Raw genomic sequence first — 25,705 nt, 5'->3', positions numbered from 1 at the left:
CACCCGGCGCCGTACTAACGCCGACGACCTGAGCACCACCGACATGGCGGCCATCGCGCGGTGGACCAACCTGGCCGAAACCACGTTCCTCCTCACACCGTCACACCCCTCGGCCGAGTACCGCCTCCGGATCTTCACCATAAGCCGCGAACTGCCCTTCGCCGGCCGGTCAAGTCCGCATCCGCTCCGACGTCGACCTCTTGTGGTTCGCCGCGCCGCCGCTGCTGCGCGACGCCCCCGTAACCGAATCCGAGGTCCATGCTCTTGCCGCCGGGCTGCGTGTCGGGCCGCACCCAGCGGGAAGTGACGCGCAGTTCGAGGTCCGGGCGTTCACCGACGAGGGCACGCGGTGGGAGGAAGACCCGGTCACCGGCAGCCTCAACGCGGCTATCGCGCAGTGGCTGATCCCAGCGGGCGGTGCCCCCTCCCGTTATACCGCGACGCAAGGAGCAGCACTTCAGCGTCGAGGCCGAATTCGCCGACATCGAGCTGTTGAAGCGTTGTCGAAGACGGTACCGGCGCTGCCCAGCAGGACGGCGGTGATGGTCAGCGTCCACAGCGGGGGGTGGCCTCGAGTACCCAGACGGCCAACGCGCCGACGAGGACGCCGCGCAGCAGCTCGGTCCGCCCCATCAGGGCCGGGCGGTCCTAACCGTCTTCGATCACCTTGCCGGAACCAGACTTGATCGATGGCCACGGTCCACACGGACCTCGGTGTCTTCGATTTCACATAAAAGCACGTTCCTCTTCAGCAGATTCCTGCAAACGGTATCGTGAATGCGCCGGCAAATTGATCGCCGATCTGAGGGCCGCGACGTGGCGGCTGTTGTGGGCCGACGGCAACTCACCCGGGCCATCGAGTGCCAGTACACCAAAGCGCGCCTGCTGGTGCCGTTGGTGGTACTGGTGCACTCTCCGCGGGTCCTGCCCGCCCCCATGCCGGCCGCGCTGTGCGTGCATCGCGACCTGCTGCTGCCCCAGTACATGCGCCAAGCCCGCACCGATCAGAAAACAGGGCTCGTCGCCCCCGTCTACCGGTCCGAGGCCTTGGCCGCCGCGCTGCGCCGCGCCAAGCTGGCCGGCACCTCAGTCGGTGTGCGGCGGCAGCGTTCCTGGTCAGCGACCGCGCCGGTCACCCGAGCGAGGTGGTACTCCGATCGACGGCGGCTTCACGGCGCGACTTTCAAGCTGGATCCGGGACCGGCCTTCCGGCCAGCCGGATGCTCTGCGGCAACTTCTCCCGGTCCCCTGCGCCTCGCCGCGGCGCACCGCGTTGGTGGGAAAATTGCCGTCCAGAGTCTTGACGTCACCCCAATCGGGACGGTTTACTTTCAGTTGCCTCGATGGAACCGGTTCCGCGGCCGCCACTTGGAACACTCCAGCACTTCGGGTTGGTCGATGTAAATCTGCCACCTCACCCGAATGCCGAGCGAGCCGCATGCTTGCCTCGGCATCGTGACGCGCACAGTGCGCGACACGATGGATCACGACTGACCAGGTGGGCTCGATGAGATCAAGGACGTTCTCCCGACCACGACGCACCGCAGCACCATCGACCGCAGCCGTGGGACGCATCCGCCGTCCGCTCCGGCCGAGTGGTGCCCGTGTCCGCAGAATTGAGTCATTGCCGCGGGACTCCTGTGCCCACCACGGAGAATGGTGCGCCACCATCGATTCCGCGCCGCGTTCGACCGCGTTCGCCGACGCGAGCGGCAACACGACTCCCCGACAATAGGCTGCACTTTTCGCGCGCGACACTGAACGGCGCCCAGGCAATCCCCGTCACCACGACGGCGATAAGGCCATCTGCGACCACGTATGGCTGAAGCGCACACGTTCAGCCGCCCAGCGGTGTCAGCACGACCGTGCACTCCCTCGGCAACTATTGCAGTAGTTCGGATCTTCGTAGCAACTATCCAACATTTTCAAAACAAAGTGAGGAGATCTATATGCGAAGTACGCCGAATCGGGCTACCGGTTGCCGACCTCGACAGTTCCGGCTCCGGACCCGGGCCGTTCTCACCGCTGCCCTCGCTCTTGCGCTGGCCGGAAGCACCGCCTTCGTGGCCGGCGCGAGCGAAACGGGCTCCGCCGCCGCCGGCGCTTCGAGCAGCTCCGTCGCGGCGGATGCCGGCTGGGTGGACGTCGACCAGGCCCGGTACCAGCGCGAGCTGACCGACTACCAGCGCATCGTGCCGCCACCGGTGCCGGCCGGGACGACGAGGGTCCCCGAGTTCCACACCGACTGCACGATCGCGAACGAAGCCAAGGACGACGCGATCGTCTTCCCTCGCCTGCCCGGCGCCTCCCACATGCACACGTTCTTCGGGCCGCGGAACGACGCGTTCATGACAACGGAAACCCTTCTGACGGCCGGATCGACGACGTGTAACTCTCCCGGCGACAATGCCGCTTACTGGGTACCGCAGCTGCAGCGGAACGGGGTGGCCGTTCCGTTCAAGAGCATGCGCGTCTACTACGGTTCCCGGCTCCCCGACCCGTCGGCCGTCCGGCCGTTCCCGCCCGGGCTGGTGATGGTGCAGGGTGATGCCAAGCTGCAGGTGCCCACCCAGAAGGGCCAGGGAAACCAGTTCTGGTGCGCGGGCAGCGCCGAGGTCGGACGGAGCGCCGACGGGAACTGGCCTGTTTGTGCTCCTGGCGGGAACCTGATCTACCAGCTCGTGTTCGAGGACTGCTGGGACGGCAAGCACATCGACTCGCCCGACCACAAGTCGCACATGGGTGACCCGGTCGCCGGCAAGTGCCAGGGGAACTACCCGGTCGCGGTGCCGAACCTGTCGTACATGGTCAACTACGACATCCTGGGCGGCGACGGCCTCGCGCTGTCCTCGGGAATGGCGTCGTCGATGCACGGTGACTTCATGAACGGCTGGGACCACGTCAAACTGGCGGCACTGGTCAAGACCTGCCTGAACCAGAACGCCAAGTGCGGGACCACGCCGAGCTTCACCGGCGGCTGAAAGCGACGATAAGCGGCTGCCGTGCCGTCCCGATCGGCCGGCACGGCGGCCGCTATTCAACCAGCGTGGAGAGCTGGCCCTGTTCTTGCAGGACTCGCGAAGCCAGGCTCACGGTCTGCGGCTCCTTGCCCGACGTCTTCTCGCCGAGCGCCAAACGTTTTTTCTGATCCAGGTGATCACGCAGGCACTTCTTGAAGTAGTTGTCGAAGCCTGTATCGCGCAAGGCACCGGCCTGCGTGACCTGGCTGGACGAAACCATTCCCGGCATCTCCATCCCCTTGTGGGGATTCTCCGCCGGGAGGCCGGCCTGATCGTGAAGCCGCCGTAGTTCCGGCAGCTCCGACTTCGTCGAGGCGTCGGCTTTTTTGCCGAGGTCGCGGACAGCCGCGGTTCCGGTGCGGCTGTCGACAAGGGCAAGCAGCGGAACGAGCTGCTCGTCCATGGCTATGGTGATCTCGATCCAAGCGCGGTCCGTAGTGGTGTACGACGCCGCGATAGGGACGGATGGGTTTTCGGACTGACCATGGAGTCCGGCGGCGCAGCCGCCGGCGAATACCATGCCCACGATGGCCAATCCGAGAAAAATGCGCATGGATGGATTACATGCCATTCGCTCCGACGATGTCAACTAACGGGAAGCAGTACTCAGGAGCGATTTCGGTGCTCAGCGATCAGGTCGGCGTAGAAGTGGCCGCTGGCTTTGACGGTCCGGAGCTGCGTGCCGTAGTCGACCCGGACGAGGCCGAACCGTTTGTCGAGGCCGTTGTCCCACTCGAAGTTGTCCAGCAGGGACCAGGCGAAGTAGCCCTTGACCGGGGCGCCCGCCTCGGCGGCCGACGCGACCGCCGTGAGGTGTTCCTCGAAGTAGGCGATGCGGTCGTCGTCCTGGACGGAGCCGTCCTCGGCGACCTTGTCGTCGAACGCGGCACCGTTTTCGGTGATGTAGATGGCTTCCGCGCCGTAGTCGTCGTGCAGCCGGTGGATCAGGTCGGCCAGCCCCGGACCGTGGATTTCCCAGCCCATGGCGGTGGTACCCGCGCCCTCCGCCGGCACCTGCCTGGCGAAGGGCGCGGGGCCGGTGGGATCGTCCTCGACGATCTGGCGGAAGTAGTAGTTCAGTCCGTGGTAGTCCGTGGGCGCCGCGATGACGTCGAGGTCGTTGCCGAGCACGGGCGGTTCGACCCCGTAGACCTCGAGCATGTCGGCCGGATAACCGCGCCCGTTGGCCGGGTCGAGCCACCACCGGTTGACGTGCCCGTCCATCCGCTTCGCCGCGGCGACGTCCTCGTCGCGGTCCGAGGCGGGTTCGATTCCCGACAGGTTGCAGACGAGACCGATGTTCGCAGGGCGAGCGGCGTGCGCCCGGATTGCTTCCACACCGAGCCCGTGAGCCAGCAGCAGGTGGTGCGATGCGGGTACGGCCTGCTCCAGATCCTTGACGCCGGGAGCGAACCGGCCCTCGAGGTACCCGAGCCAGGCGGCACACAGCGGTTCGTTGACGGTGCTCCAGTCCCGCACCCGGTCGCCGAGCCGGGCGGCGACGACCGCGGCGTACTCCGCGTAGGCGTAGGCGGTGTCCCGCTCGGGCCACCCGCCCGCGGCCTGCAGCGCCGAAGGCAGGTCCCAGTGGTACAGGGTGACGAACGGGCGGATCCCGGCTTCGCACAAGGCGTCGACGAAGCGGTCGTAGTGGTCGAGGCCTCGGGGGTTGACCTCACCGCGGCCGGTGGGGATCACCCGTGGCCAGGCGATGGAGAAGCGGTAAGCGTCCAGTCCCAGCTGCTTCATGATCGCCAGGTCCTCGGGCCAGCGCCGGTAGTGGTCGCACACGACGTCACCGGTGTCGCCGTTGTCGATGGCACCGGGTACCCGGCAGAAATCGTCCCAGATGGACGGCAGGCGGCCGTCGACGTCGACGGCGCCCTCGATCTGGTACGCGGCGGTGGCCGCACCCCACACGAAATCCGCGGGCAGCGAGAGCTTCAAGGCAAAACCTCATTCAGGGAGGGCGTGGGTGGGCTACTTGACGGCGCCGGCGGTGAGCCCGGACACCAGGTAGCGCTGGAAGAGGAGGAATCCGGCGACGATGGGAACCGAGACGATCAGGCTCGCGGCCATGACCTGGTTCCAGTACACCTGCACCTGGGTCGAGTACTCCTGGAGGCCGACGGCGAGCGTCCTGGTGTCGGAGTCCGTCATGACGGAGGCGAACAGCACCTCGCCCCAGGCCGTCATGAAGGAGTAGATCGACACGGCGACGATGCCGGGAACCGCGGCGGGGATGACGACGCGGATGAGCGCGCCCACCGGCCCGTTGCCATCGACCATCGCGGCTTCGTCGAGCTCCTTCGGGATGGAGTCGAAGTAGCCCGCGAGCATCCAGATCGCGAACGGCAGGGAGAAGGTCAGGTAGGTCAGCGTCAGGCCGAGGCGGGAACCGTACAGGACGATACCGGTGGTGTTGCCGATGCTGACGAAGATCAGGAACAGCGGCAGCAGGAAGAGGATGCCGGGGAACATCTGGGTCGACAGGACGGTCATGGCGAAGAAGTTCCGGCCGCGGAACTTGTACCGGTTGATGGCGTAGGCCGCGAAGATCGCGATCAGCACCGAGCAGACGGTGGCCGCGCCGGAGATGACCAAGCTGTTCAGGAAGTACTTGGCGAGCGGGATGGTCTCCCAGATGTCGAGGAACGGCTGGATCGTCACCGTTGTCGGAATCCACTGCCACACCCCTTGGACGTCCCCGAGGGGTTTCAGCGACGTGGACACCATCACGTACAGCGGCAGCAGGGTGAACAGCGCGAGGAAGCCGAGGACGACGCGGCGGGCCCAGGGGACCCAACGGGGCTCAGACACTGGCCGTCCTCCTCCGGCGGGCGGTCAACGCGAGGTACGCGGCGCTGACCAGCATCAGGAACAGCAGCAACAGCACCGACATGGCGGAGCCGAGACCGAAGTTCCAGGTCACGAACGAACTCTGGTAGATGTGGATGGAGATCAGCGACGCCTCGCGCGGCGCGGACTTCCCGAACAGGACGTACGGGGTGTTGAAGTCGTTGAACGTCCACAGGAACAGCACGAGCAGCAGCACTTGGTTGACCGGCCGCAGCATGGGCTGCGTGATCGCCCGGAACTGGGTCCACCAGCCGGCACCGTCGATCGAGGCCGCTTCGTACAGCTCTCCCGGGATGTTCTGCAGCCCCGCCATGACGATGAGGAACGCGAACGGCCAGTTCCGCCACACCGACACGGTGAGCAGCGACCAGAAGCTGTTGTCCCCGATCAGCCAGAACGAGTGGGTGCCGAGCAGGCTGTTCACCAGGCCGGTGTCGCGCTGGAACATGAACGACCAGGTGATGACGGCGGCGTACATCGGCAGCGCGTACGGAACGAGGAACAGCGTCCGCAGCAGCCCGCGCCCGCGGAAGCTGCGCTGCATCAGGACCGCGGCGGACGTGCCGAAGAGCCAGCAGAAGCCCACCGACAGCACCGTGTACTCGACGGTGATCCCGAACGAGTGCGCCAGCGCCTTGCCCGTGGCGGTGTCGAAGTCGAGGACGAACTTGTAGTTGTCGAGCCCGGCACCCGGGGCTGCCGACCAGTTCCGGATGTAGTACTGGGTCAGCTTGACGAAGCTCATCACGACGCCGACGAGCATCGGGACGACGTGGATGAGCAGTTCGAGCAACAGAGCGGGTAACAGCAGGAGGTACGGGAGGGCCGGCCGGCGGCGGGTGCGCCGCGGGCTTCCGGGCCGGGGGGCTCCGGCCGACTTTGCGGCCGGAGCCCCCCGAACAGCGGTCGTCATTCCGGGTCAGCTCCCGGCCGCGATCTGCTGGTCGGCTTGGGCCAGCTGATCCTTGATCTTGCCTGCCTCGACCGTCCGGCCCGCCGCGACGTCGGCGAACATCGTCTTCATGGCGGTGCCGATCAGCGTCTCGAACTGCGACTCCTGGGGAACCTGCGGCATGGGTTCGGCCGTGGTGCTCAGGACGGACTGGAACACCTTGACGTCCTCGGTCTGGAACGCCGGGTCACTGTAGGCGTCCTGGACGGTGGGCAGCGAGCCGTAGGTCTTGTTCAGCTGCGCCTGCTCGGGCGCCGAGACCATGAACTTGACGAAATCCAGTGCGGCTTGCTGGTTCTTGGTGGACTTGAAGACCGCCAAGTTGATCCCCGCGACGAAGCTGGTGACCTTCCGGCTGTTCGCGGGCGGGGTGGCCGGCAGCGGGATCGGCGCGACGCCGATGTTGGCCAGGTCCGCGCCGATGTTCTTGAACGAACCGGCGGACGCCTGGTTCATGAACATCGCGGCTTTGCCGTCCGCGAGGTCCTTGAGGGACTTGGCGGTGTCGGCGTACTCCGCGTTCGACGGGTTGACGATCTTGTCCTTCTGCATGAGGTCCACGTACTGCTGGACGGCCGCGACGGCCGGGTCCGACGCCAGCTGCGGCTTGCCGTCCGGGGAGAAGAAGTTCGCCCCGTGCTGAGCGCCGAGGATCGCGGCGTGGTGGCTGTTCTCGGTCACCTGGCCTGCCTGAAGCGACAGCCCCCACTGCCCCTTCTGCGGATCGGTGAGCTTCTTGCCGTCCGCGACGAGCTCTTCCCACGTCGCCGGGGGCGCGGTGATACCGGCGTCTTTGAACAGCTTCTTGTTGTAGTAGAGGCCGTAGGCCTGGCCGTAGAGCGGAACGCCGACGGGAGGCTGGCCGCTCGCACCGGTCGCGGCCAGCGAAGGTCCGAGGAACCGGGACTTGCCGCCGACCTTCTCGAGGTTGGCGTCGTCGAACGGCAGGAAAGCGCCGGTCGCCTGGAGCGACGCCGACCACGTGTTGCCGATGTTGAGGACGTCGGGCCCCTGGCCGGAGGTCGTGGCGGCCAGGATCCGGTTGAGCAGATCCGACCAGGGAACGACCTCGAGCTTGACCTTGACGCCGGTGGCCTTCTCGAACTTGTCGAGTTCGGGCTGCAGGACCGCTTTGTCGTTGTCGAGGCTCGTGCCCTGGTTGGAGGCCCAGTAGGTGAGTTCCTTGGGGCCGTCGGCCGATGTGGAGTCCCCGCCGCCGCAGGCGGCGGTGGTGGCGGCGGCCAGCGCCAGGACGAGCGCTGACGCGGTGGTTCTCATTCGCATCTGAAGTCCTCGGGGTGCGCGGACGAGCCACGAAGGGTCTTTGTGACTCAGGACACAGCTTAATTCGCGCCTTGATTTAACTCGTGTGACCAACAAGAGTCAAGGGCGTGAACCGCCTTCGTTCACGCGTGGAAGAAGTGGTTACCGGGAGAATCCAGACCATGACGCAGCGCCAACCGAGCACCGTGGGCGCTCTGGGTCGAGACAACCGCTCGCTCTTGCTGCGGTCGCTGTACTTCAGCGCTCCGGCCAGTCGCCAGGCTCTGGGAGCGGCCACCGGACTGAGTGCGGCCTCGGTCGGCAAAGTGGTGCGCGAACTGGTCGGCGAAGGCATCGTGACCGAGGACGGCTCGCTGGACTCCGACGGCGGGCGGCCGCGAAAGCTGTTGCGCATCGCCCCCGGCTACGGCTTCGTGGTCGGAGTGGACGTCGGCGAAGCGAGGATCCGGATCGGGCTGTTCGACCTGGCGATGACCGAGCTCGCCAAAGCCGACCGGCTCATCGACTCCCGCCGGCACGGTCCGGAAACGGTCGCTTCGCGAATTCTCGCGGGCTTGACCACTGTGCTGACGAAGAGCGCCGTTGCCTCCGACGCAGTCCTCGGAATCGGCGTGGGCATACCCCGGCAGACGCCCGAGAGGACGAAGAGGCTCAGTTGGAACCCCGTTGTCCTCGAACAGCTGCTGGGCAGGGGAACCGACCTGCCGCTGCATTGCGAAAGTCGCGCCGGCACCATGGGACGGGCCGAGCTGTGGTTCGGCAGCGGCCGGGAAACGCCCGGCACGGTGGTCGCATTGCTGGGCTCGGACGTGGGAGCCAGTGTCGTTTTCGGAGGCCCCACCACCCACGGCACCTCGACAGGCGTGGGCGAGTTCGGGCACACCGTCCTCGTCGCCGGCGGGCGTCCTTGCCGGTGCGGCAGCAAAGGCTGCCTCGAGGCCTACGTCGGCGCCGAGGCGATCCTCGACCGTTTCCGCGAAGCGGGCGGGATCATCCCGGAAGACGCCGACCTGCGACCAGCCCTTACCGCCATCGTCCACGACGACCAGGGAACCGGAGTCCTGACGGAGACTCACCACTACCTCGGCGCGGGTATCGGCGGGCTGATCAATCTGCTCAACCCCGCCCGCGTCGTCCTCGGCGGCTGGGCCGGCTTGCTCCTCGGCCAGCGCAACCTCGACGCGATCCGCGACGCTGCCCGCCGCCACTCGCTGAAGCACTCGTTCGCCACGACAACGATCGACCTGTGCAGCCTCGGCCCGGACGCCGCAACACGCGGTGCCGCCACCCTCCCCCTCGAGCACTTCCTGAACGGCTAAAGCAGGTCAAGCATGCTTGGAGCAGCTCAGCCTGGCTTTGACACGGGCCTGTCGGTCGCTCAAGTCGTGGGTGGCCTAGTGAAGACCGGAGAAGGGTAGCAATGGGGCCTTGGAGAAGCTTCTCGCGATCATCACCTCGGCCGACAACGCAGGCCCCGACCAGATACGGAATGCCGGTGATAGTCACCTGGCCGTCCGTTGTCCCCGATCGTTCGATCTCGACCGCGCCGCCCCGGGCAGCACCGGGATGCCGTTGCGGCGGCGCAGCGCGGACTTGGCGAGCGGCGGCCCAGCTCGCCATTACCGCCACCGGCCGCATGACCGGCCACACGACGAACGTCGAGAAGGCATGGGTCCTCGATCGACATCGCCGGCGGCAACTTCCGCTCCGCGTCATCGCTTCGCGGCTGGGCTACGATCGCCCCAGCTTCAAGATCGCGTTCCGCGATCCGTGGGGTAATACTGTGTCCGAGACCGAGTTGATCTATAACCCCACCCTGAAATTCGCCACCGACCTGCAGCTTGATTGAGCTGACTCCTGCGGGAATCTCACACGTTTCGTGTTCAAGGCAGGCCCTGTCTGCGCGTCGACGCGGCGGGCGCCCTCGCCCGAGGCACCCTGGACCGAGCACCTTCGGCGACCCGTGACCGCACCCTCGATGTGGTGCCCGCGACCATGTCCGAGGCGCGCGGGACGTGGCCGGCGCACATTGCCCCGGCTCGCTCGGTAGCCGATAGTTGCGGAGTTCCCCCGGTGTCGTGAGGAGCCCGTCGTGCGCCTGCTCAGCCTGGTGGCCGCTGCCGCCATCGTCGTCGGTGTGGAGGTCGCCGCGCCGGCGCTCCCAATTGCCTCGGCCGCTCCCTCCTACCTGACCAACGAGGCGACGTTCAGCACCGTCGCCAATGGGTGGGACAAGGTGGAGCGCTACCGCGACACCACACCGGGATTCGCCGACGACCAGTACCCGCCGGACGGACGGGGCAATCAGGACGGGCAGCGGCTGACCTTCTTCGGCGGCGTGGCGCAGCCGTCCTCGTCGCGGTTCCTGCTGTACTCCGCACCCGGCTGGTCGACCGGCGCGAAGGCTACGCCGGTGCTGCTCGTCCACGGTGCCAACGACAACCCCGACCGGGCATGGGCCAACCCGAACGAATCCGGCGGCTTCGGGTGCGGTTCGGCGACCTGCCCGTCGACCGGGCTGATGCAGTACCTCAGCTCGCGCGGGTACCGGGTGTTCGCCATCGGCTTCGCGCACAAGCAGGGCGAGAACCGCCAGCAGGCACAGCAGGTCGGTGACGCGATCGCGCTGATCAAGTCACGGCTGGGGGTGGGCCAGGTCGATCTGGTCGGTTGGAGCAAGGGCGAGCTGTCCACCCGGATGTACGTCTCCTCGGTGAAGCCCCCGTGGGGCCGGGCCTACGCCGGCGACGTGCGCAAGCTGATCACCCTCGGCGGGCCGAACGGTGGCTACGACTACCCGTTCGCGCACGGCTACGCGCACGACCTGTCGATCTGGCCGGAGTGCGGCGTCGGCATCAACGCGCCGAGCCCGCACACCAGGATGACCTGCTACGGCAGGTACACCTACCACCCGGAACTGTCGATCACCCCCACCGCCGGCTGGGACACCTACCCCGGGCAGCGGCAGATGCTGGCCCGCTTCGACAGCACGTTCGGCGTCGACGGCTCGCAACAGGACTGGTACACGACCTACTACGGCGGCCAGGGCTTCTACACCGACGGGACGGGCATCCAGGCCGCGATCGACGCCGGGTCGATGATCTCTGCCATCCAGTCCGCCGGCACCCCCGCAGGCGTCTCGGTGTACCTGCTGGCCGGCGGCTCGCCCACCATCGTCGGCGTGTTCAACGAGAACCGCGGCCCGAGCGACGGCATCGTGTTCGTGGCCAGCGCGTTGGACAGCACGGGCATCGGCCACCTCGCCGGGACCGCACTGGTCGGCTCGGTGAACCACCTGCAGCTGGGCTGGGCGTCGGCGTCGATGTCCCAGGTGACGAGCTGGCTGGCGTGAAAGGGACGACTGTGACCACACTCCTCGAAGGAATCACCTCGGCGAAGGTGCCGACCGACCGGCTGACCACGCACGTGCTGGAGGTGGCCGGCCGCGAGCACGGCGAGCCGGTCGTGTTCGTCCACGGCAACGTCTCGTCCTCCGCCTTCTGGCAGGAGTCGATGCTCGACCTGCCGGAGCGGTACCGCCCGATCGCGGTGGACCTGCGCGGCTTCGGCGGCACCGATCCGTTGCCGGTGGACGCGACGCGGGGGGTACGCGACTACGCCGACGACGTGGCCGCCACGCTGGCCGCGCTGGACGTGGCCGCCGCGCACCTGGTCGGCTGGAGCATGGGCGGCGGCGTGGTCCTGCAGCTGCTGCGCGAGCACACCGCGCTCGCACGCACCGTGACACTGGTCAACCCGGTCTCACCCTACGGCTTCGGCGGCACCAAAGGCGCGGACGGCGAGCTGGTCGACGCGGCGGGCGGCGGCTCGGGCGGCGGTGGCGGCAACCCGGACTTCGTCGCCCGGCTCAGGGACGGCGACATCTCCGACGAGTCGCCGTTCTCCCCCCGGCAGGTGCTACTGGCCTTCTACGTCAAACCGCCGTTCCATCCTGGCCGCCTCGACGACCTCGTCGAGTCGATGCTCACCACCCGCGTCGGCGACGACCACTACCCCGGCGACTTCACCACGACCGACGCGTGGCCGGGCGTCGCGCCGGGCACCCGTGGCGTGCTCAACACCCTGGCACCCGGCCATTTCCGCCTCGACGACCTCGACGCGATCGAGCGCAAGCCCCCGATCCTCTGGGTGCGGGGAGCCGACGACCAGATCGTGTCCGACACGTCCATGTTCGACCTCGCCCACCTCGGCCGGCTCGGTGCGGTGCCCGGCTGGCCGGGCGAGGCCACCCACCCCGCGCAGCCGATGGTCACCCAGACCAGAGCCGTCCTCGACCGCTACGCCTCGGCGGGCGGCCACTACCGCGAGGTGGTCATCCCAGACACCGGCCACAGCCCGCACATCGAGAAGCCGAAGGAGTTCTCAGCGGCGCTGCTCGAGGGGTTGGCCCAGGGCTGAAAAGCATCCGACACCGCCATCCGCCGCCTTGGCGGGATCACGATCGGTCCCGCGGGCTGTTGCAGGCCGCGACGCCACTACCGACCTTCCGGCTTCGCCGGGGACCGGCAAGACCTACGTCGCCCGGAAGCCGGCGGAGTGGATCGCGAAGTCCGCTGACCGGGTGCGACTGGTGCAGATCCACCCGACCTACTCCTACGAAGACTTCGTCGACGGCTACCGGCCACGGCAGGACGGCAGCGGGTTCGACCTCACCAAAGGACCGCTGCTGCGCATCGCGGAAGAAGCAGCCGCGCACCCGGACAACCAATACGTGCTCGTCATCGATGAGCTGAACCGGGCGAACGTCGCCCAAGTCTTCGGGGAGCTGCCGCCGAACTCGACGAACCGGCGGCGCGGCGGGTCAAGTCGTGTCCGGGACGAACCCCAGCTTGATCTCGACCTCCAGGTCGCTCACGCCTTGCAAGTCGATGATCCGGCCGAGGTCGGGCACCTCGACTCCCGGCGGGAACCGGTCAGTGTGCTGTGGAGGCGGTCACGGTCACAGAAATTATGACCGACAGCGACTTTACGGGCACTTGACGAGCGCAATAGGGTGTCGCAAATGCTGGTCCGCTGGACCGGCTTCGCGCGGTCACGCTGGACGGGATCCAGCCCATGAACACGGGATGCGGCCATGCAATCGGCTTCTTCGACGGATCACTCACCATCGTCGGCCTCGACTTGACCGCGACCTGGACCGAAGCGGACTGCCCCCGGACAACCGGCCCGCGCCGCGGATTCGTCCTCATTCCACACCCAGGTGCCGAAGAACGTCTCGAGCGAACCGGGAAATCCCGTATTCGTTCTTCGAACCCCAATCTGTCTCCCGGAACGAACCGTAGACCAGCACAAGGGCTCGCTTGGCCCGGGTGAGCCCGACGTAGAACGAACGCCGGTCCTGAGCCAGTCGATCCGGGTTGGGCTCGGGGTGCACGCGCAACCGCGTCGACCACCGAGGACCGGGCATGATGCCTTCGACCAGCCCCGGCAGGATCACGGCATCCCATTCCCGGCCCTTCGCGGAATGGTAGGTGGTCAACGTGACCTTGCCGGCCCGCAACGCGCCGGCGGCGATGTCCCGCACTCCAAGGCCATACGCACTGGCAGCCTCTCGGAACTTTCCCAGAGCTTGCTGGTCTCGGACGGCGGAGCTGCCTGTTCTTCCGACCGCAAACCGTTGAGCAGGCCGGCGAACTTTCGGCCTGCGGCACGACGGTCGAGCGGTGGCCGCCCGGCGGCTTCGCGCACCGGAGCGTATGCCCGTACCAGGTCGCCCAAGGTGGCGACGGAGGTCGCACCGACGTCCGGGCCCAGTACAGCCGGCTGATGTCCGGCGACGGCGCGGGCCGCGCAGTCGCGAACGAAGTCGGCAAGCTCACCGCTGGGCAGCCGTTCATCCCGTTCGTTCACGTAGGGAATGCGCCTGGCGTCGAACTCGTCGATCAAAGCGGATAGCAAGGGTCCCCGGGCGGGGTACAAGACCGCGATGTCGTGGCCGGCCACACCGCTCGTGAGCAGCGCGTCGATCGTGCCTGCCACGATCGCGGCGTGTTCGTCGAGCCCTCCGTCGGCCATGATCGGCTCGATGGCCCCGTCGTCCGCCCGGCCGGGCGCCGCCCGGTAGGTGCGGGGTTCCCGGAGGGCGGCGTGGCTGGCCGCGACGATGGCTTGGCCGCACCGGTAGTTCACTCCGAGGGAGTGGTCGCGGAAGTCGCCACGTGCGGCCAATTCGCTCAGGTACCGCGGGTCAGCACCGGTGAAGCTCATCACGGACTGATCGGGGTCTCCGAACGCCGCGATACTCACGCCTGCCGCGTCGTGCAAGGCGAGCACGAGCGCGCGCAGGACCGGCCCGAGGTCCTGGTACTCGTCCACCACCAGCCACGAGTGCCGGGAGGCGAATAGTCGGCCGACGGCGGGGTGCTCGCGCACGATGCGCAGCGACCGCGCCACCATCGCGTCGAAAACCCACCGGCCGGCGCCGAGCAACCGCTCGTCGAACAGCCGCGCCGAGGCGACCATCGGACTGGTGTCGTCGTCGCCGATCAGCCCGGCGGCGAGTTCCCGACGTAGCTTGTTGATGGTGGCGGTTTCGTACTGGGCCTGGATGGAGCAGGTCATCTGGTGGTCTGACCACTGGACCACGTCAGCATGACCAGGCACGTTCCCCGTGCCAAGCGAGTGCCGCGCGGACCCGGTTCCTCCGCGCCGACGACCGCGACGACCCCCAGCGGGGCGCAGACTTCCCGTCCTTCCCGGTGCCGACCATCATGGGGAGGTCCGTCGCCACTTCCGCGACACCGGCTGGTCAATGCGCGTCCCCCGCACCTTGAAAAGCTGCAAGTAAACACTGGGCAAGGCAACCGTCGCGCTGGCCGTAACCTCGGCCGAGCGCGACGCCGAACAGGCTAAGGCTCAAGCTAGTCAGCGAAGTCGGACGGCCAGCCAGTCAGCCACGGTGGTGAGCAGTTCGTCGTCCACCGGGTCGCGCAGCAGCCGGCGGTAGGCGAAGACCGATCCTGGGCCGTCGGTGCGGCGGAGGATGTGGGTCAAGCCGGGAGTCCGGTGCGTTTCGGCTCCGCCCGGCACCAGGTTCGCGATCACGTCCAGGTCGCCCGGGCAGACCTGGGTGTCCGCGGTGCCGGTGACGGCCAGGACCGGAACCGTGATCCGAGGCAGGTCCGGGCGGGGGTCGTAGGCCAGTTGCTCGCGCCACCACCGGGCGTTGATCCGCAGGCCACCGATGCGGATGGAATCGGTGGTGGTGGCGACCAGCCGGGCCACCTGCCGGGTGGCGGTGCGCCGCAGGACCGGCAGCAGGGGACGGAGGGGCCGTGGCACGGTGTCGGCGAACCGGGCGGCCTGCCAGCGCAACGCCTGTTCGCCGGAGCGGGCGTAGCCGGCTAGGAGGACGGCCGCGGCGGCTTGGGCGTGGGCGGCCAGCCACATCGCGTGGACGGCGCCTTCGCTGTGCCCGACCACGCCGACGGCCCGCGGATGGATCTCCGGGTGACCGCGCAGAGCGTGCAGGGCGGCTGCGGCGTCGGCCCGGTTGTCCAGGAATCCCACCGTGTGCCAGTCGCCGGGGGTGGCGCCGACACCGCGGCGGTCGTAGCGCAGCGACGCGATGCCGTTCCGGGCCAAAGCCGTAGCCAGCGGGCGACCGAGGTTCATGCGTACCCGGCCGGCGTTGGAGTCGCGGTCGACCTTTCCGGAGCCGGGCAGGCAGAGCACGCCGGGGTGCGGGCCCGGACCGGCGGGGAGGGTGAGGGTGCCCGCGAGGCCGACGCCGTCGGCGGCCGGGACCGCCCACGGGAGTTCCCGCATGTTGTCTGTGCCCGTGATCATGTGCACCTCCATTGGTATCAGTTTTGATATTAGTATCAGAGGTGAGATAATGTGTCCATGGCAACTCTCGACCTGCTGCTGCACCCTGTCCGGCTCCGCATCCTGCGCACGTTCCTGGACGGTCGCCCGGCCACGACCGCCGAGCTGCGCGAGCGGCTCCCGGACATTCCGCACGCGACCATGTACCGGCACGTCGCGACACTCGCGGCCGCAGGCGTGCTGGAAGTGCTCGACGAAAAGCGCGTCCGCGGCACCGTCGAACGCACCTACCGGTTGTCCTGGCGCGATGCCGAACTCGGCCCCGCCGAGCGAGCAGCCATGACCACCGATGACCACCGCAAGACGTTCACGGCGTTCGTTGGGGGCCTACTGGCCGACTTCGATCAGTACCTGGCCCGTGAACCGGCCGACCCGACCGCCGACGGCGTGACCTACCAGCAAGCCGCGCTGTGGCTGACCGACGCCGAGATAGCCGAACTGCTGACGGCGATGCACACGCTCGTCACTGCTCGGCGGGGCCAGGATCCCGGCCAGGGCCGCACCCGCCGGATGATCAGCGTGGTGACCATGCCGGCGGAGTGACTCCGCGACCGGCCACCGAGAGTCCATTTCGGACAAACGGCGGCCGGGCCTGCCCGCACGGGCGGGTTGTCCCTCCTGCGAGCTACCGCAGCCGCTTACTCCGGGGTGACTTCTCCACCGTCCCGTTCCCGCTACCTTCGGCGCCGTCGATACGGCCGGCGGACCGGAAACGCCCGCCGGCGCCGGAAATCGGAGGGCAAGCAGAATGATCATGACACGCAGGTCCGGGCGACCGGGCCGCCGGTTCGCCGCGGCTCTGGCCGTCACCACGCTGACCGCTCTCGGGCTGACCGCCTGCGACAGCGCGGACGACGAAACCACCCCCGCGGCCCTCGGATGGGGACCGTGCCCGGCCGCGGCGCCGGGCACACCGCGGGATCCCCGGCTCACCTGCGCGAAGGTGAAGGTCCCGCTCGACTACGGCCACACCGGCGGAACGTCGATCGAAATCGCCGTCTCCCGGCTGGCAGGCACCGACCCCGCGAAACGCCACGGCGTCCTGGTGCTGAACCCCGGGGGCCCGGCGCTGGCCGGTCTCGACACGCCCAGTGCGATGGCGCCGTCGCTGCCGAAGTCCGTCCTGGACGGCTACGACCTGATCGGCTTCGACCCGCGCGGCGTGGGCACCAGCACCCCGCAGAGCTGTGGCCTTGAGAACCCCGGCTTGGCCGCGCTCTTCCCCTATCCCGCCGCCGACGGCTCGATCGACGCGAACATCCAGGCCGCCCGCGCCACTGCCCAGCAGTGCGCCGCCAAGGCCGGGGAGAGCCTGCGCTATTTCACCACCGCCAACACCGCCCGCGACCTCGACCGCATCCGCGAAGCGCTCGGCGAGGCGAAGATCTCTTATTGGGGCCAGTCCTACGGCACCTACCTCGGCACCGTCTACAGCTCGCTCTACCCCGAGCGGGCTGATCGCATGATTCTCGAAGGCAACGTCGACCCCGCGCACGTCTGGGCCGGGGAAGCCGAACGCTGGGGCAAGGGCATGGCCGAACGCTTCCCTGACGCGGCCGCGGTCGCCGCCGGGCAGAACGCGACCCTCGGGCTCGGCGCCACGCCGGAGGCGGTCACCCGCACTTACCTCGCGCTCGCCGACCGGCTCGACCACCAGCCGGCGCCGGTCCCGGGGTCCCCGCAGGCATTGAGCGGGGCGCTGCTGCGCAGCGTCACCTACGCGCTGCTCCTCCACAACAACACGCTGCCGGTGCTCGCGCAGGTGTGGAAGGCCGCGGCCGACCTGGCCGACGGTCACGTCACCGAAGCCGACGGCAAGGTGCTGCAGCAGGTGTTCGCCGATACCCCGGCCACCCCGGGCGTTCCCGCCGACAACCAGGCGACCATGTTCCTGGCCCTCACCTGCGGCGACGCGGAGTGGTCCCGCAACACCGACGACTACGCCCGCCGGAGCGCCGCCGACCGCAAGGCCTGGCCCCTGACCGCCGGCATGCCGGCCAACATCTGGCCGTGCGCCTTCTGGCCGCAGCCGATCGAAAAGCCCGTCGCCGTGACCGATCAGGGCGCGCGCAACACGTTGATCCTGCAGAACCGCCGCGACCACGCCACCCCGTGGGACGCCGGCGTCGGTCTGCGTCACGCCCTGGGCAACCGTGCCGCCTTCGTCGGCGTCGACAACGGCGGCCACTACGTCTTCCACGAAGGCTCGGCGTGCGCCGACAACGCGACCGTCGGATTCCTGGAATCCGGCCGGCTGCCGGAGAAGGACATCGACTGCACCGACGTCACAAAGCACTGATCGGAACCGGCCCGGCTGAACGGATCGGCGCGGGCGGCCTTCCCCTTCGGGAGGCCGCCCGCGTTCTCGTTCCCGCCGCCGCGCCCAGGCCCGGCCCGGCCTCGCTAGGCTCCCCGCCATGCCGAAGCTGCGACGTCTCCGGGACCGGTGGGCGGGCGTCACCCCGCAGGCCCGAGACGGGGCCCTCGCGGCGGCCGTCACGGTCGCCGCGTTCGTGCCGGGACTCGACATGATCGGGGCCCAGTTCGGTGACCTGCCGAGGCACGACGGCGGCGTGCTCGCGGTGGCGCTGGTGCTCGGGCAGACGCTCCCCCTCGCGGCGCGCAGCCGGTGGCCCGCGGCGACCCTGCTGATCATCGCGACCTGCTTCGCGGCGCACGAAGTACTCGCGTACGCCCCCACGATCGGCAGTCTCGCGCTGTACTTCGCGCTCTACTCGGCCGGAGCGCGCGAGGAACGGTTCCGCCGGGCGCTGCCCGCGGCGGCGTCGGCGGAGTATGTGGCCTTCGCGGTACTGGCCACGTTGCGCGGGTCCCCGTCCGGCCCGCTGGTTTTCGTCCTCTACTACGGGGTTCTGGTCCTGTTCTGGCTGCTGGGTGCCCTGGTGCGGCAACGACGGCGCCAGGAGGCCGAGCGGCGGCGGCTCACCGCGCTGGCCGCGGCGGCGGACGAGCGGGCGCGGCTGGCGCGCGAGCTGCACGACGTCGTCACCCACCACGTGACGGCCATGGTGGTCCAGGCCGACGCCGCCCAGTACCTTCCACCCGACAGCGTTCCCGAGGTGCTCGCCGCCATCACCGGCTCGGGCCGCAACGCCCTCACCGAACTGCGGTTCCTGCTCGGCGTCCTCGAAGCGACCGGCGCGCGCACACCGGGGCTGAGCGCGCTGCGCGGCCTCGTCGAGCAGCCGGGCCGGACCGTCGAGCTGGTCGAAGAAGGCGAACGCCCGGCGCTGCCGCCCGAAACCGAGCTCACCGCGTACCGGGTCGTGCAGGAAGCGCTGACCAACGCGGCCAAGTACGCCGCCGGCCGGCCCGCGACGGTGCACGTCGGCTACCGCGCGGACCTCCTCGAAATCGAAGTGAGCACCCAGGGGCCGGCGACCGCGCCCGGCGCACTCGGCTCCGGCGGACGCGGGCTGACCGGGCTGCGCGACCGGGTCGACACACTCGGCGGCCGGTTCACCGCCGGGCCGTCGGCGGACGGGTTCCGCGTCCGCGCCGAGTTCCCCACCGCGGGAATCCCCGCCGCCGCGGCTCGACCGAGGAGCGACCGATGACCGACGGCCCGATCCGGGTGCTGATCTGCGAGGACCAGCAGCTCATCCGCGCGGGGTACGTGGCCGTGCTCGGCGCTCAGCCGGACATGGAAGTGGTGGGCCAGGCCGCGAACGGCCGCGAAGCCCTCACCGAAATCGGCCGGCTGCACCCGGACGTCGTCGTGATGGACATCCAGATGCCGCTGCTGGACGGGATCGAGGTCACCCGCCGCGTCGCCGGCCTCGACGCGGCGACGCCGGCGAAGGTCCTCATCGTCACGACGTTCAACATCGACCAGTACGTCTATGACGCGCTGCGAGCCGGGGCGAGCGGATTCCTGCTCAAGGACGCGCCGCTGGACGAGCTCGCCGCGGGCGTCCGCACGGTCGCGCGCGGCGATTCGCTGCTCTCCCCCGCCGTGACCCGGACGCTGATCGGCCGCTACGCCGACCGCGTCCAGCCGGTCGCTCCCGCCGGTGGTCCCCTGGACCGGCTCGCACCCCGGGAGCTGGAGGTGTTGAAGCTGATCGCCGGCGGCCTGTCCAACGCCGAGATCGCGGCCGAGCTGGTGCTGGGCGTGGAGACGGTGAAGACCTACGTCTCCCGGATCCTCACCAAGCTCGACCTGCGGGACCGGGTCCAAGCCGTGGTGCTGGCCTACCGAACCGGGCTCGTCAGCGCCGCAGGATGAGCTTCGCGCGGCGGAGCAACAGCGCCGTCACCACACCGCAGCACAGCAACGCGAACAGCCCGGCTTCCGGACCGAACGAGCCACCGGTGAGCACCTCCGGTCCGGAAAGGACGGTGTGCAGCAGGCCCGGCTCGCTCGCGGCGCCGGACACCGCGGTGCCGAACACCCCGCCCTGGAGGAAATTCCAGGCGAAGTGCAGGCCGATCGGCAGCCACAGCGCCCGCGTGGCGGTGTAGGCGACCGCGAGCATGGTGCCGCCCTCGACCGCGATGGCGAGCGTGCCCCACAGGGTGGCGTTGCCGTTGATGAGGTGCGTCAGGCCGAAGAGCAGCGACGAGACCACGATCGCGACGACGCTGCCCGCGCGCTGTTCGAGGACGCGGTGGAGCACACCGCGGAACAGCAGTTCCTCGGTCACCGCCACGGAAGCCATCGAGCCGGCGACGCCCAGGCAGGCCCAGAACGAGCCGCCGGAGACGTCGGCGTCAGTGAAGACGAACAGGAGGAGCATGGTCGCGAGGAAGGCGGCGGCACCGATGAGCGCCCCGCGCCCGAGGCCACTCCACCGCCCGGCGGCGGCCAGTTCCGCGACCTCGTCCCGGTTTTCGACCAACCGGGTCACCCACCGGTAGGCGAAGACGGCTCCGGCCGCGGCACCGACCCCGACGAGCAGGCGCAGGACCGGCACCCCCGCCACGAGCGCGTCGAGGCCGCGGGCCGCGACCAGCAGCACGGCGGTGGCGACGAGCAGGACGGGGACCCGCAGCCGCAGCAATCGCGACTTTGGCTCGGTGGGGCTGGTCATGGCAATTCCTCTCGCCGCACGTTCCGAAGTGCGGCGAGATTACGAGCGCGGCGCGGGATGCCGCGTCACTCCGTGACAGACAATCGCAGTAGCTCTCGAGAGGGACAAGCCGTTCGGAAAGCTAGCCCGTGTCCGCGGTGTGGCTGCGTTGGTCGGCGAGGCCGTCGAGGAACACCCGCACCAAGCGCTCCGCCGGCTCCGTCGGCTCCCGCGTCACCAGCCCCGACACCAGCGCTGCCTCGTGCATCTCGAACAGCAGGGCCAGGTCCGCGGGTTCGATGTCCGAACGCACCGTGCCTGCGCGTTGCGCTTCCTCCAAAGCCGGGCGCAGCAGCGAAACCACGGCGTTGGCGTGCTGGCGCTGGCTGCGCTCCGGCAGCTCCCGGAACAGCCGCACGAGCGGGCGGCGCCGGGCCTGCATGGCGAGCAACGAGCGCAGCAGCTCGCGGAACGGCTCGCGGCTGCGCACCTGGTCCTTGAGCGCGGCGAGGTGGTGGGCGGCGACAGCGAGGGCCAGCGCCCCGCGGTCGGGGAAGTGGCGGTAGACGGTCGCGCGGCCGAGGCCGGTACGGCGGGCCACCTCCTCCAGGCCGACGTCGGTGTCTTCACTGAACGCCTCGTCGGCCGCCCGGAGGATCGCCTCGCGGTTGCGCTGGGCGTCGACGCGCCGGGGCACGGCCGCGGACGGTCGCACTGCGCGCATGAAACATGCATCCTACTCGCCAGTAGTGAGACGGGCAATCCATTTCATCTCTCGTTTCGGGTTCCTACAGTCACCCACGGTCACGAACACCGCCCGGAGGAACCCGCCCATGCGCACCCTGAACCGCCGATCCGTCCTGAACGGCGCCGTGGCCCTCGCGGGCGTCGCCGCGCTCGGCGCGGGCCGCGTGCCGGTCACCCGGGAGGAGCATCGGGTCGTGATCATCGGGTCCGGGTTCGGCGGCGGGGTCACCGCGCTGCGGCTCGCCCAGGCCGGCGTGCCGGTGCTGGTGCTCGAACGCGGCCGGCGCTGGCCGACCGGGCCGAACGCCGAGACCTTCCCGCACGTCACGTCGGCGCCGGACAAGCGGATCTTCTGGCTCGGCTCGGCGCCGGCGTTGCCCGGCCTGCCCTCGTTGCCGCCGTTCGAGCGCTATACCGGGCTCCTGGAGCAGGTGAGCGGCCAGGGAATGAACATCATGTGCGCGGCCGGCGTCGGCGGTGGCTCGCTCGTCTACCAGGGCATGACGCTGCAGCCGACGGCCGAGCTGTTCCACGCGTGTTTCCCCGAGCAGCTCGACTACGCGCGGCTGGATGCCGAGTACTACCCGCGCGTCGCCCGGATGCTGGGCATCGCCACCGCCCCGGACGCCCTCGTCGCGAGCAAGCCGTACCAGGTGTCCCGGATCTTCGCCCGCAACGCGCGCAACGCCGGCTACGCCGTCGAGAAGATCCCGATGCCCATCGACTGGGACTACGCGCTGCGCGAACTGAACGGCGAGATGAAACCGTCGTACACCAACGGCGACTGCGGGCTCGGGGTGAACAACGGCGGCAAGCACTCGGTCGACGTCACCTACCTCGCGGCCGCCGAGGCCACCGGCCGCTGCACCGTCGCGAGCCTGCACAACGTCACCGGCGTCGCGCTGGCCGACGACGGCCGGTGGGAGATCCGCGCCGACCGCATCGACACCACCGGGACCGTGCTCGAGCGGAAGGTCCTGACCGCGAAGGCGCTCGTCATGGCGGCCGGGACGGCGAACACGACGCGGCTGCTGATGCGGGCGGGCGCAAAGGGCGACATCCCCGACCTGCCCGACGGGCTGGGCGCCGGCTGGGGCAGCAACGGCGACCGCATCTACACCTGGACGAACCTCGCCGACGACTTCGGCGCCCCGCAGGGCGGCCCGGTCGTCTACGGCAGCAAGGAATGGAACGATCCCGCGACGGCCAACACCGTCATCCAGGCGTCGCTGCCGCCCCTGCCGGACCTGCGGACCACGATGCTCGTCGGGTACGGCATCAGCGAAGGCCGCGGCCGGTTCGTCTACGACGCGGCCAAGGACGACGCCGTCCTGCACTGGCCCTCCGGCGCCGACGCGAAGTTGAGCGCCCGCATCCACGAACGGATCACCCGCATCGCCGGCCCGCTCGGCGTCCTGCTCGACACCACCGCCCTCGTGCCGAGCACCTGGCACCCGCTCGGCGGCGCCGCGATGGGCTCGGTGTGCGACCTGGACGGGCGCGTGCTCGGCCACCGCGGCCTCTACGTGCTCGACGGTGCCTTGATGCCCGGCACCACCGCCGCCTGCAACCCGTCGATGACCATCGCCGCCCTCGCCGAGCGTGCGCTGGACCACCTGATCGCCGAAGACGTCGACCGCGTCTTCTGATCCCGAGTCGGACTCAACGAGGAGTTCCCGTGCGCACGAAGTCCCTCTGGACGGTCCTGCTGGCCGTCGTCGTCACCCTGCTGTCCACGGTGTCCGCGAGCGTCGCGGCCGCCGACCCGCCCCGCGGCCCGGACGGCGACGCCTTCTACACGCCGCCGAGCCCGCTGCCGGACGGCGCGGACGGCGACGTCGTCTGGTGGCGCCGCTGCCGGACTCCGGCAGCGCCAAGGGCTACCTGGTGCTGTACCGGTCGCGGTCCGCGACGGACACGCCGATCGCCGTGTCGGGCCGGGTCCTGGTGCCGACGGCGCCGTGGCCGGGCCCGGGCCCCCGCCCGATCGTCTCGGTGGCCAGCGGCACCCGCGGGATCGGCGACCGCTGCGCGCCGTCGAGGTTCCAGCCGGACTACGAGAAACCGCTGTTCGTCGACGCCGTGCTGAGCCGCGGCTGGGCCGTCGCGATCACCGACTACGAGGGCCTCGGCACGCCCGGCCTGCACACCTACGTCGTCGGGCGTTCGGAAGGCCACACGGTGATCGACGCCGTCCGGGCGGCCACCCGGCTCCCCGCGGCCGGCCTGGCCGCCGGCGGGCCGGTCGCGTTCTCCGGGTACTCCCAAGGCGGCGGCGGAGCGGCCTGGGCGGGTGAGCTGGCACCGTCGTACGCCCCGGAACTGCACGTCGCCGCGATCACCGCCGGCGGCACACCCGCGGACCTGAACGTGGTGGCCAAGAATCTCGACGGCGGCGTCGGCTTCGGGTTCCTGCTGCTCGCGTCGCTCGGCTTGGACGCGGCGTACCCGGAACTGAATCTGCGGGACTACCTCAACGACCGCGGCCGGACGCTGTACGCGACCCAGCAGGACGCGTGCGTCGACGCGGTGTTCGGCTACGCCTTCGGCCACATCGCCGACTACACGACGTCGAACCCGCTCACCACCGCGAAGTGGCAGGCCCGGCTGGCCCAGAACGAACTGGGTGCGCACGCGCCGCAGGCGCCGGTCTTCCTGTTCCACGGCAGCCTCGACGAAATCATCCCGCTCTCCCAGGCCCAGACGCTGCGGCGCGAGTACTGTGCGGCCGGCGTCGACCTCATTTGGCGCACCTACGTCGGCGAGCACGTGACGACGCTGGCGTTCTCCGCGGGCGATGTCGTGAACTACCTGGCCGACCGGTTCGCGGGCAAACCGGCGAAGTCCACCTGCTGAGCGCTCTCGGACCGCGGACGCACGGAGACGGATCGAGTCAGATGTCGAGTCCGAAGAGGGCGGCGGCGTTCGCCGAGGAGAACTTGCGCCGGTCCTCTTCGGACTCGAAGTGCCCGAGGAAGGCGGTGATCTCGTCCCGGGTGGGCTGCTGGAAGGGGTAGTCGGTGGAGAAGATCAGCCGGTCGGCGGTGGTCACCGACAGGACGTGGTGCAGCAGGGCGGGGTTGAACATGCCGGAGTTGGTGATGTGGAAGTTCGACCGGATGTAGTCGGTCAGCGGCCGTTGCAGGTGGGCGACGCGGGAGAGGCTGTTGGCGCGATCCAGCCAGAACAGCAGCATCTCGCCCCAGTGGCCGAGCACGATCTGCAGCTGCGGGTGCCGGTCGAAGGTGCCGCGCAGGATGAGGCGCAGTGCCGCGGTGGCGGTGTCCAGGTGCCAGCCCCACCCGAAGGTGGCCAGGCCGAGTTCGGTCATTTCGTCGAAACCGCGGTAGGAGGCGTCGCGCAGCTTGGACGACGGAATCTGAGGGTGGATGAAGACCGGTTGACCGAGTTCCGCGGCTGCGGCGAAGAAGTCCTCGTAGACGGGATCGTCGAGGAAACGGTCACCGGACCGGCCGTAGACCATGGTGCCGACGTGGCCCAGGCCGGCCGCCCGGGCCAGTTCGTCGGCGACGTGTTCGGGAGCGGCCAGGGGCAAGGTCGACAGCGCCCGGAACCGGGTCGGGTTGCCGTCGACCGCTGCGGCGGCCATGTCGTTGGCCGAGCGGCTGAGCCGAACGGCCTGACCGGGGTCCAGCGGCTGGGTTCCCGGCGGGGTCAGCGCGAGGATCGACACGTCGATGCCTTGGGCGTCCATGGCCGCGATCCGTCCGTCGCCGAGGTCTTCCAGGCGCGGCCCGTGGTCGCCCATCTCGTTGAAGAACAGGCTTTCGTCCGGCTGCGGCGCGGCTTTGAGGGCGGTGGTGAGCTCCGGCATGATCCAGTGCTCTTCGATGGCGATGAGAGTCATGCGAGTCCTTGCGGGGATCGGAGGTCTTACCCGTCAGAGTAGTTATCATTTGATACACAAACCGTATCGACCCACACTGGAGGTCACAAGGTAG

General features: G+C 69.3%; 26 protein-coding genes and 1 pseudogene. 16 read left to right on the top strand and 11 right to left on the bottom strand.

Features of this window, described 5'->3' with window-relative positions:
* Positions 1-43: 43 nt before the first annotated feature.
* The 4 genes from H5965_RS20865 to H5965_RS20850 all read left to right on the top strand — a co-directional run bounded on the left by H5965_RS20865 (position 44) and on the right by H5965_RS20850 (position 2,981).
* Entirely contained in the window at positions 44-307 is a 264-nt protein-coding gene (locus H5965_RS20865; protein WP_310971713.1) for a PhzF family phenazine biosynthesis protein, read from the top strand.
* Positions 201-686: a PhzF family phenazine biosynthesis protein gene (locus tag H5965_RS20860; RefSeq protein WP_310971712.1), complete on the top strand. Its 486-nt coding sequence runs from the start codon at positions 201-203 to the stop codon at positions 684-686. The genes H5965_RS20865 and H5965_RS20860 overlap by 107 nt, the downstream gene beginning before the upstream one ends.
* 91 nt (positions 687-777) lie before the next feature.
* On the top strand, positions 778-1,404 hold the full coding sequence (locus H5965_RS20855; RefSeq protein WP_310971711.1) for a hypothetical protein: 627 nt from the start codon (positions 778-780) through the stop codon (positions 1,402-1,404).
* Between the two features lie 659 nt (positions 1,405-2,063).
* Positions 2,064-2,981 (top strand): DUF1996 domain-containing protein, encoded by a 918-nt coding sequence (locus H5965_RS20850; RefSeq protein ID WP_310971710.1) that lies wholly within the window; start codon positions 2,064-2,066, stop codon positions 2,979-2,981.
* 52 nt (positions 2,982-3,033) lie between these two features.
* Here H5965_RS20850 and H5965_RS20845 read toward each other — a convergent pair whose 3' ends face one another.
* The 5 genes from H5965_RS20845 to H5965_RS20825 all read right to left on the bottom strand — a co-directional run bounded on the left by H5965_RS20845 (position 3,034) and on the right by H5965_RS20825 (position 8,115).
* Positions 3,034-3,573, bottom strand: coding sequence for a DUF305 domain-containing protein (locus H5965_RS20845; RefSeq protein WP_310971709.1), 540 nt, complete (start codon positions 3,571-3,573; stop codon positions 3,034-3,036).
* 53 nt (positions 3,574-3,626) lie between these two features.
* Positions 3,627-4,967 (bottom strand): GH1 family beta-glucosidase, encoded by a 1,341-nt coding sequence (locus tag H5965_RS20840; protein WP_310971708.1) that lies wholly within the window; start codon positions 4,965-4,967, stop codon positions 3,627-3,629.
* Positions 4,968-5,000: 33 nt separating this feature from the next.
* The gene (locus tag H5965_RS20835; RefSeq protein ID WP_310971707.1) at positions 5,001-5,840 is read right to left on the bottom strand and encodes a carbohydrate ABC transporter permease; all 840 of its coding nucleotides are present in this window, start codon (positions 5,838-5,840) and stop codon (positions 5,001-5,003) included.
* Complete coding sequence (locus H5965_RS20830) at positions 5,833-6,672, bottom strand: sugar ABC transporter permease (RefSeq protein ID WP_310971706.1); 840 nt, start codon at positions 6,670-6,672, stop codon at positions 5,833-5,835. The genes H5965_RS20835 and H5965_RS20830 overlap by 8 nt, the downstream gene beginning before the upstream one ends.
* Positions 6,673-6,798: 126 nt before the next feature.
* The gene (locus tag H5965_RS20825; protein WP_310971705.1) at positions 6,799-8,115 is read right to left on the bottom strand and encodes a sugar ABC transporter substrate-binding protein; all 1,317 of its coding nucleotides are present in this window, start codon (positions 8,113-8,115) and stop codon (positions 6,799-6,801) included.
* A gap of 161 nt (positions 8,116-8,276) precedes the next feature.
* On the opposite strand from H5965_RS20825, the gene H5965_RS20820 reads away from it, so the two are divergent.
* From H5965_RS20820 to H5965_RS20800, 5 genes are all read left to right on the top strand, one after another.
* A complete protein-coding gene (locus tag H5965_RS20820; protein ID WP_310971704.1) occupies positions 8,277-9,434 on the top strand; it encodes an ROK family protein in 1,158 nt (385 codons plus the stop codon).
* 176 nt (positions 9,435-9,610) lie between these two features.
* Positions 9,611-9,964 carry a hypothetical protein gene (locus H5965_RS20815; RefSeq protein ID WP_310971703.1) on the top strand — a complete coding sequence of 118 codons (354 nt, stop codon included), beginning with the start codon at positions 9,611-9,613 and terminating at the stop codon, positions 9,962-9,964.
* Between the two features lie 243 nt (positions 9,965-10,207).
* Positions 10,208-11,467, top strand: a complete 1,260-nt coding sequence (locus tag H5965_RS20810) for a lipase (RefSeq protein ID WP_310971702.1) — start codon at positions 10,208-10,210, stop codon at positions 11,465-11,467.
* 11 nt (positions 11,468-11,478) lie between these two features.
* Positions 11,479-12,534 (top strand): alpha/beta hydrolase, encoded by a 1,056-nt coding sequence (locus H5965_RS20805; RefSeq protein ID WP_310971701.1) that lies wholly within the window; start codon positions 11,479-11,481, stop codon positions 12,532-12,534.
* A gap of 28 nt (positions 12,535-12,562) precedes the next feature.
* On the top strand, positions 12,563-13,090 hold the full coding sequence (locus tag H5965_RS20800; protein ID WP_310971700.1) for an AAA family ATPase: 528 nt from the start codon (positions 12,563-12,565) through the stop codon (positions 13,088-13,090).
* A gap of 231 nt (positions 13,091-13,321) precedes the next feature.
* Here H5965_RS20800 and H5965_RS20795 read toward each other — a convergent pair whose 3' ends face one another.
* A complete protein-coding gene (locus H5965_RS20795) occupies positions 13,322-13,660 on the bottom strand; it encodes a 3'-5' exonuclease (RefSeq protein ID WP_310971699.1) in 339 nt (112 codons plus the stop codon).
* Positions 13,612-14,697 carry a UvrD-helicase domain-containing protein gene (locus H5965_RS20790; RefSeq protein WP_310971698.1) on the bottom strand — a complete coding sequence of 362 codons (1,086 nt, stop codon included), beginning with the start codon at positions 14,695-14,697 and terminating at the stop codon, positions 13,612-13,614. The genes H5965_RS20795 and H5965_RS20790 overlap by 49 nt, the downstream gene beginning before the upstream one ends.
* 65 nt (positions 14,698-14,762) lie before the next feature.
* Between H5965_RS20790 and H5965_RS46190 the strand changes: the two are divergent.
* Positions 14,763-14,970: pseudogene (locus tag H5965_RS46190) on the top strand (RNA polymerase sigma factor SigF); the annotation flags it as partial.
* Positions 14,971-15,000: 30 nt separating this feature from the next.
* Here H5965_RS46190 and H5965_RS20780 read toward each other — a convergent pair.
* Positions 15,001-15,924 carry an alpha/beta fold hydrolase gene (locus H5965_RS20780; protein WP_310971697.1) on the bottom strand — a complete coding sequence of 308 codons (924 nt, stop codon included), beginning with the start codon at positions 15,922-15,924 and terminating at the stop codon, positions 15,001-15,003.
* 57 nt (positions 15,925-15,981) lie between these two features.
* Between H5965_RS20780 and H5965_RS20775 the strand changes: the two genes are divergently transcribed.
* The 4 genes from H5965_RS20775 to H5965_RS20760 all read left to right on the top strand — a co-directional run bounded on the left by H5965_RS20775 (position 15,982) and on the right by H5965_RS20760 (position 20,212).
* Positions 15,982-16,506, top strand: a complete 525-nt coding sequence (locus H5965_RS20775; protein ID WP_310971696.1) for a helix-turn-helix domain-containing protein — start codon at positions 15,982-15,984, stop codon at positions 16,504-16,506.
* A 211-nt stretch (positions 16,507-16,717) separates the two neighbouring features.
* Positions 16,718-18,262 (top strand): alpha/beta fold hydrolase, encoded by a 1,545-nt coding sequence (locus H5965_RS20770; protein WP_310971695.1) that lies wholly within the window; start codon positions 16,718-16,720, stop codon positions 18,260-18,262.
* A gap of 118 nt (positions 18,263-18,380) precedes the next feature.
* A complete protein-coding gene (locus H5965_RS20765; RefSeq protein ID WP_310971694.1) occupies positions 18,381-19,541 on the top strand; it encodes a histidine kinase in 1,161 nt (386 codons plus the stop codon).
* Entirely contained in the window at positions 19,538-20,212 is a 675-nt protein-coding gene (locus H5965_RS20760; RefSeq protein ID WP_310971693.1) for a response regulator transcription factor, read from the top strand. The genes H5965_RS20765 and H5965_RS20760 overlap by 4 nt, the downstream gene beginning before the upstream one ends.
* Here the strand turns inward: H5965_RS20760 and H5965_RS20755 are convergent.
* Together H5965_RS20755 and H5965_RS20750 are read right to left on the bottom strand one after the other, a co-directional pair.
* A complete protein-coding gene (locus H5965_RS20755) occupies positions 20,196-21,017 on the bottom strand; it encodes a CPBP family intramembrane glutamic endopeptidase (protein ID WP_310971692.1) in 822 nt (273 codons plus the stop codon). The two genes, H5965_RS20760 and H5965_RS20755, sit on opposite strands and share 17 nt — an antisense overlap.
* 121 nt (positions 21,018-21,138) lie before the next feature.
* Positions 21,139-21,720, bottom strand: coding sequence for a helix-turn-helix domain-containing protein (locus H5965_RS20750; RefSeq protein ID WP_310971691.1), 582 nt, complete (start codon positions 21,718-21,720; stop codon positions 21,139-21,141).
* Positions 21,721-21,829: 109 nt separating this feature from the next.
* Here H5965_RS20750 and H5965_RS20745 point away from each other — a divergent pair, with 109 nt between their 5' ends.
* Both H5965_RS20745 and H5965_RS20740 read left to right on the top strand, forming a co-directional pair.
* Positions 21,830-23,392: a GMC oxidoreductase gene (locus tag H5965_RS20745; protein WP_310971690.1), complete on the top strand. Its 1,563-nt coding sequence runs from the start codon at positions 21,830-21,832 to the stop codon at positions 23,390-23,392.
* A gap of 196 nt (positions 23,393-23,588) precedes the next feature.
* A complete protein-coding gene (locus H5965_RS20740) occupies positions 23,589-24,599 on the top strand; it encodes a lipase family protein (RefSeq protein ID WP_310971689.1) in 1,011 nt (336 codons plus the stop codon).
* Between the two features lie 37 nt (positions 24,600-24,636).
* Here the strand turns inward: H5965_RS20740 and H5965_RS20735 are convergent, their stop codons facing one another.
* Positions 24,637-25,611, bottom strand: coding sequence for an amidohydrolase family protein (locus H5965_RS20735; RefSeq protein WP_310971688.1), 975 nt, complete (start codon positions 25,609-25,611; stop codon positions 24,637-24,639).
* Between the last annotated feature and the right edge of the window lie 94 nt (positions 25,612-25,705).

It is taken from the genome of Amycolatopsis sp. 505 (assembly GCF_031625235.1).
GTDB lineage: Bacteria > Actinomycetota > Actinomycetes > Mycobacteriales > Pseudonocardiaceae > Amycolatopsis.
The sequence above is the reverse complement of the archived record's forward strand: the minus strand, read 5'-3'. Positions and strand labels throughout refer to the sequence as shown.

Bases quoted from the DNA above. Each gene is read 5' to 3' on its own strand.
- H5965_RS20865 (WP_310971713.1), top strand. From the start codon at position 44: ATGGCGGCCATCGCGCGGTGGACCAACCTGGCCGAAACCACGTTCCTC.
- H5965_RS20855 (WP_310971711.1), top strand. From the start codon at position 778: ATGCGCCGGCAAATTGATCGCCGATCTGAGGGCCGCGACGTGGCGGCT.
- H5965_RS20845 (WP_310971709.1), bottom strand. From the start codon at position 3,573: ATGCGCATTTTTCTCGGATTGGCCATCGTGGGCATGGTATTCGCCGGC.
- H5965_RS20825 (WP_310971705.1), bottom strand. From the start codon at position 8,115: ATGCGAATGAGAACCACCGCGTCAGCGCTCGTCCTGGCGCTGGCCGCC.
- H5965_RS20820 (WP_310971704.1), top strand. From the start codon at position 8,277: ATGACGCAGCGCCAACCGAGCACCGTGGGCGCTCTGGGTCGAGACAAC.
- H5965_RS20790 (WP_310971698.1), bottom strand. From the start codon at position 14,697: ATGACCTGCTCCATCCAGGCCCAGTACGAAACCGCCACCATCAACAAG.
- H5965_RS20780 (WP_310971697.1), bottom strand. From the start codon at position 15,924: ATGATCACGGGCACAGACAACATGCGGGAACTCCCGTGGGCGGTCCCG.
- H5965_RS20775 (WP_310971696.1), top strand. From the start codon at position 15,982: ATGGCAACTCTCGACCTGCTGCTGCACCCTGTCCGGCTCCGCATCCTG.
- H5965_RS20770 (WP_310971695.1), top strand. From the start codon at position 16,718: ATGACACGCAGGTCCGGGCGACCGGGCCGCCGGTTCGCCGCGGCTCTG.
- H5965_RS20765 (WP_310971694.1), top strand. From the start codon at position 18,381: ATGCCGAAGCTGCGACGTCTCCGGGACCGGTGGGCGGGCGTCACCCCG.
- H5965_RS20760 (WP_310971693.1), top strand. From the start codon at position 19,538: ATGACCGACGGCCCGATCCGGGTGCTGATCTGCGAGGACCAGCAGCTC.
- H5965_RS20755 (WP_310971692.1), bottom strand. From the start codon at position 21,017: ATGACCAGCCCCACCGAGCCAAAGTCGCGATTGCTGCGGCTGCGGGTC.
- H5965_RS20750 (WP_310971691.1), bottom strand. From the start codon at position 21,720: ATGCGCGCAGTGCGACCGTCCGCGGCCGTGCCCCGGCGCGTCGACGCC.
- H5965_RS20745 (WP_310971690.1), top strand. From the start codon at position 21,830: ATGCGCACCCTGAACCGCCGATCCGTCCTGAACGGCGCCGTGGCCCTC.
- H5965_RS20735 (WP_310971688.1), bottom strand. From the start codon at position 25,611: ATGACTCTCATCGCCATCGAAGAGCACTGGATCATGCCGGAGCTCACC.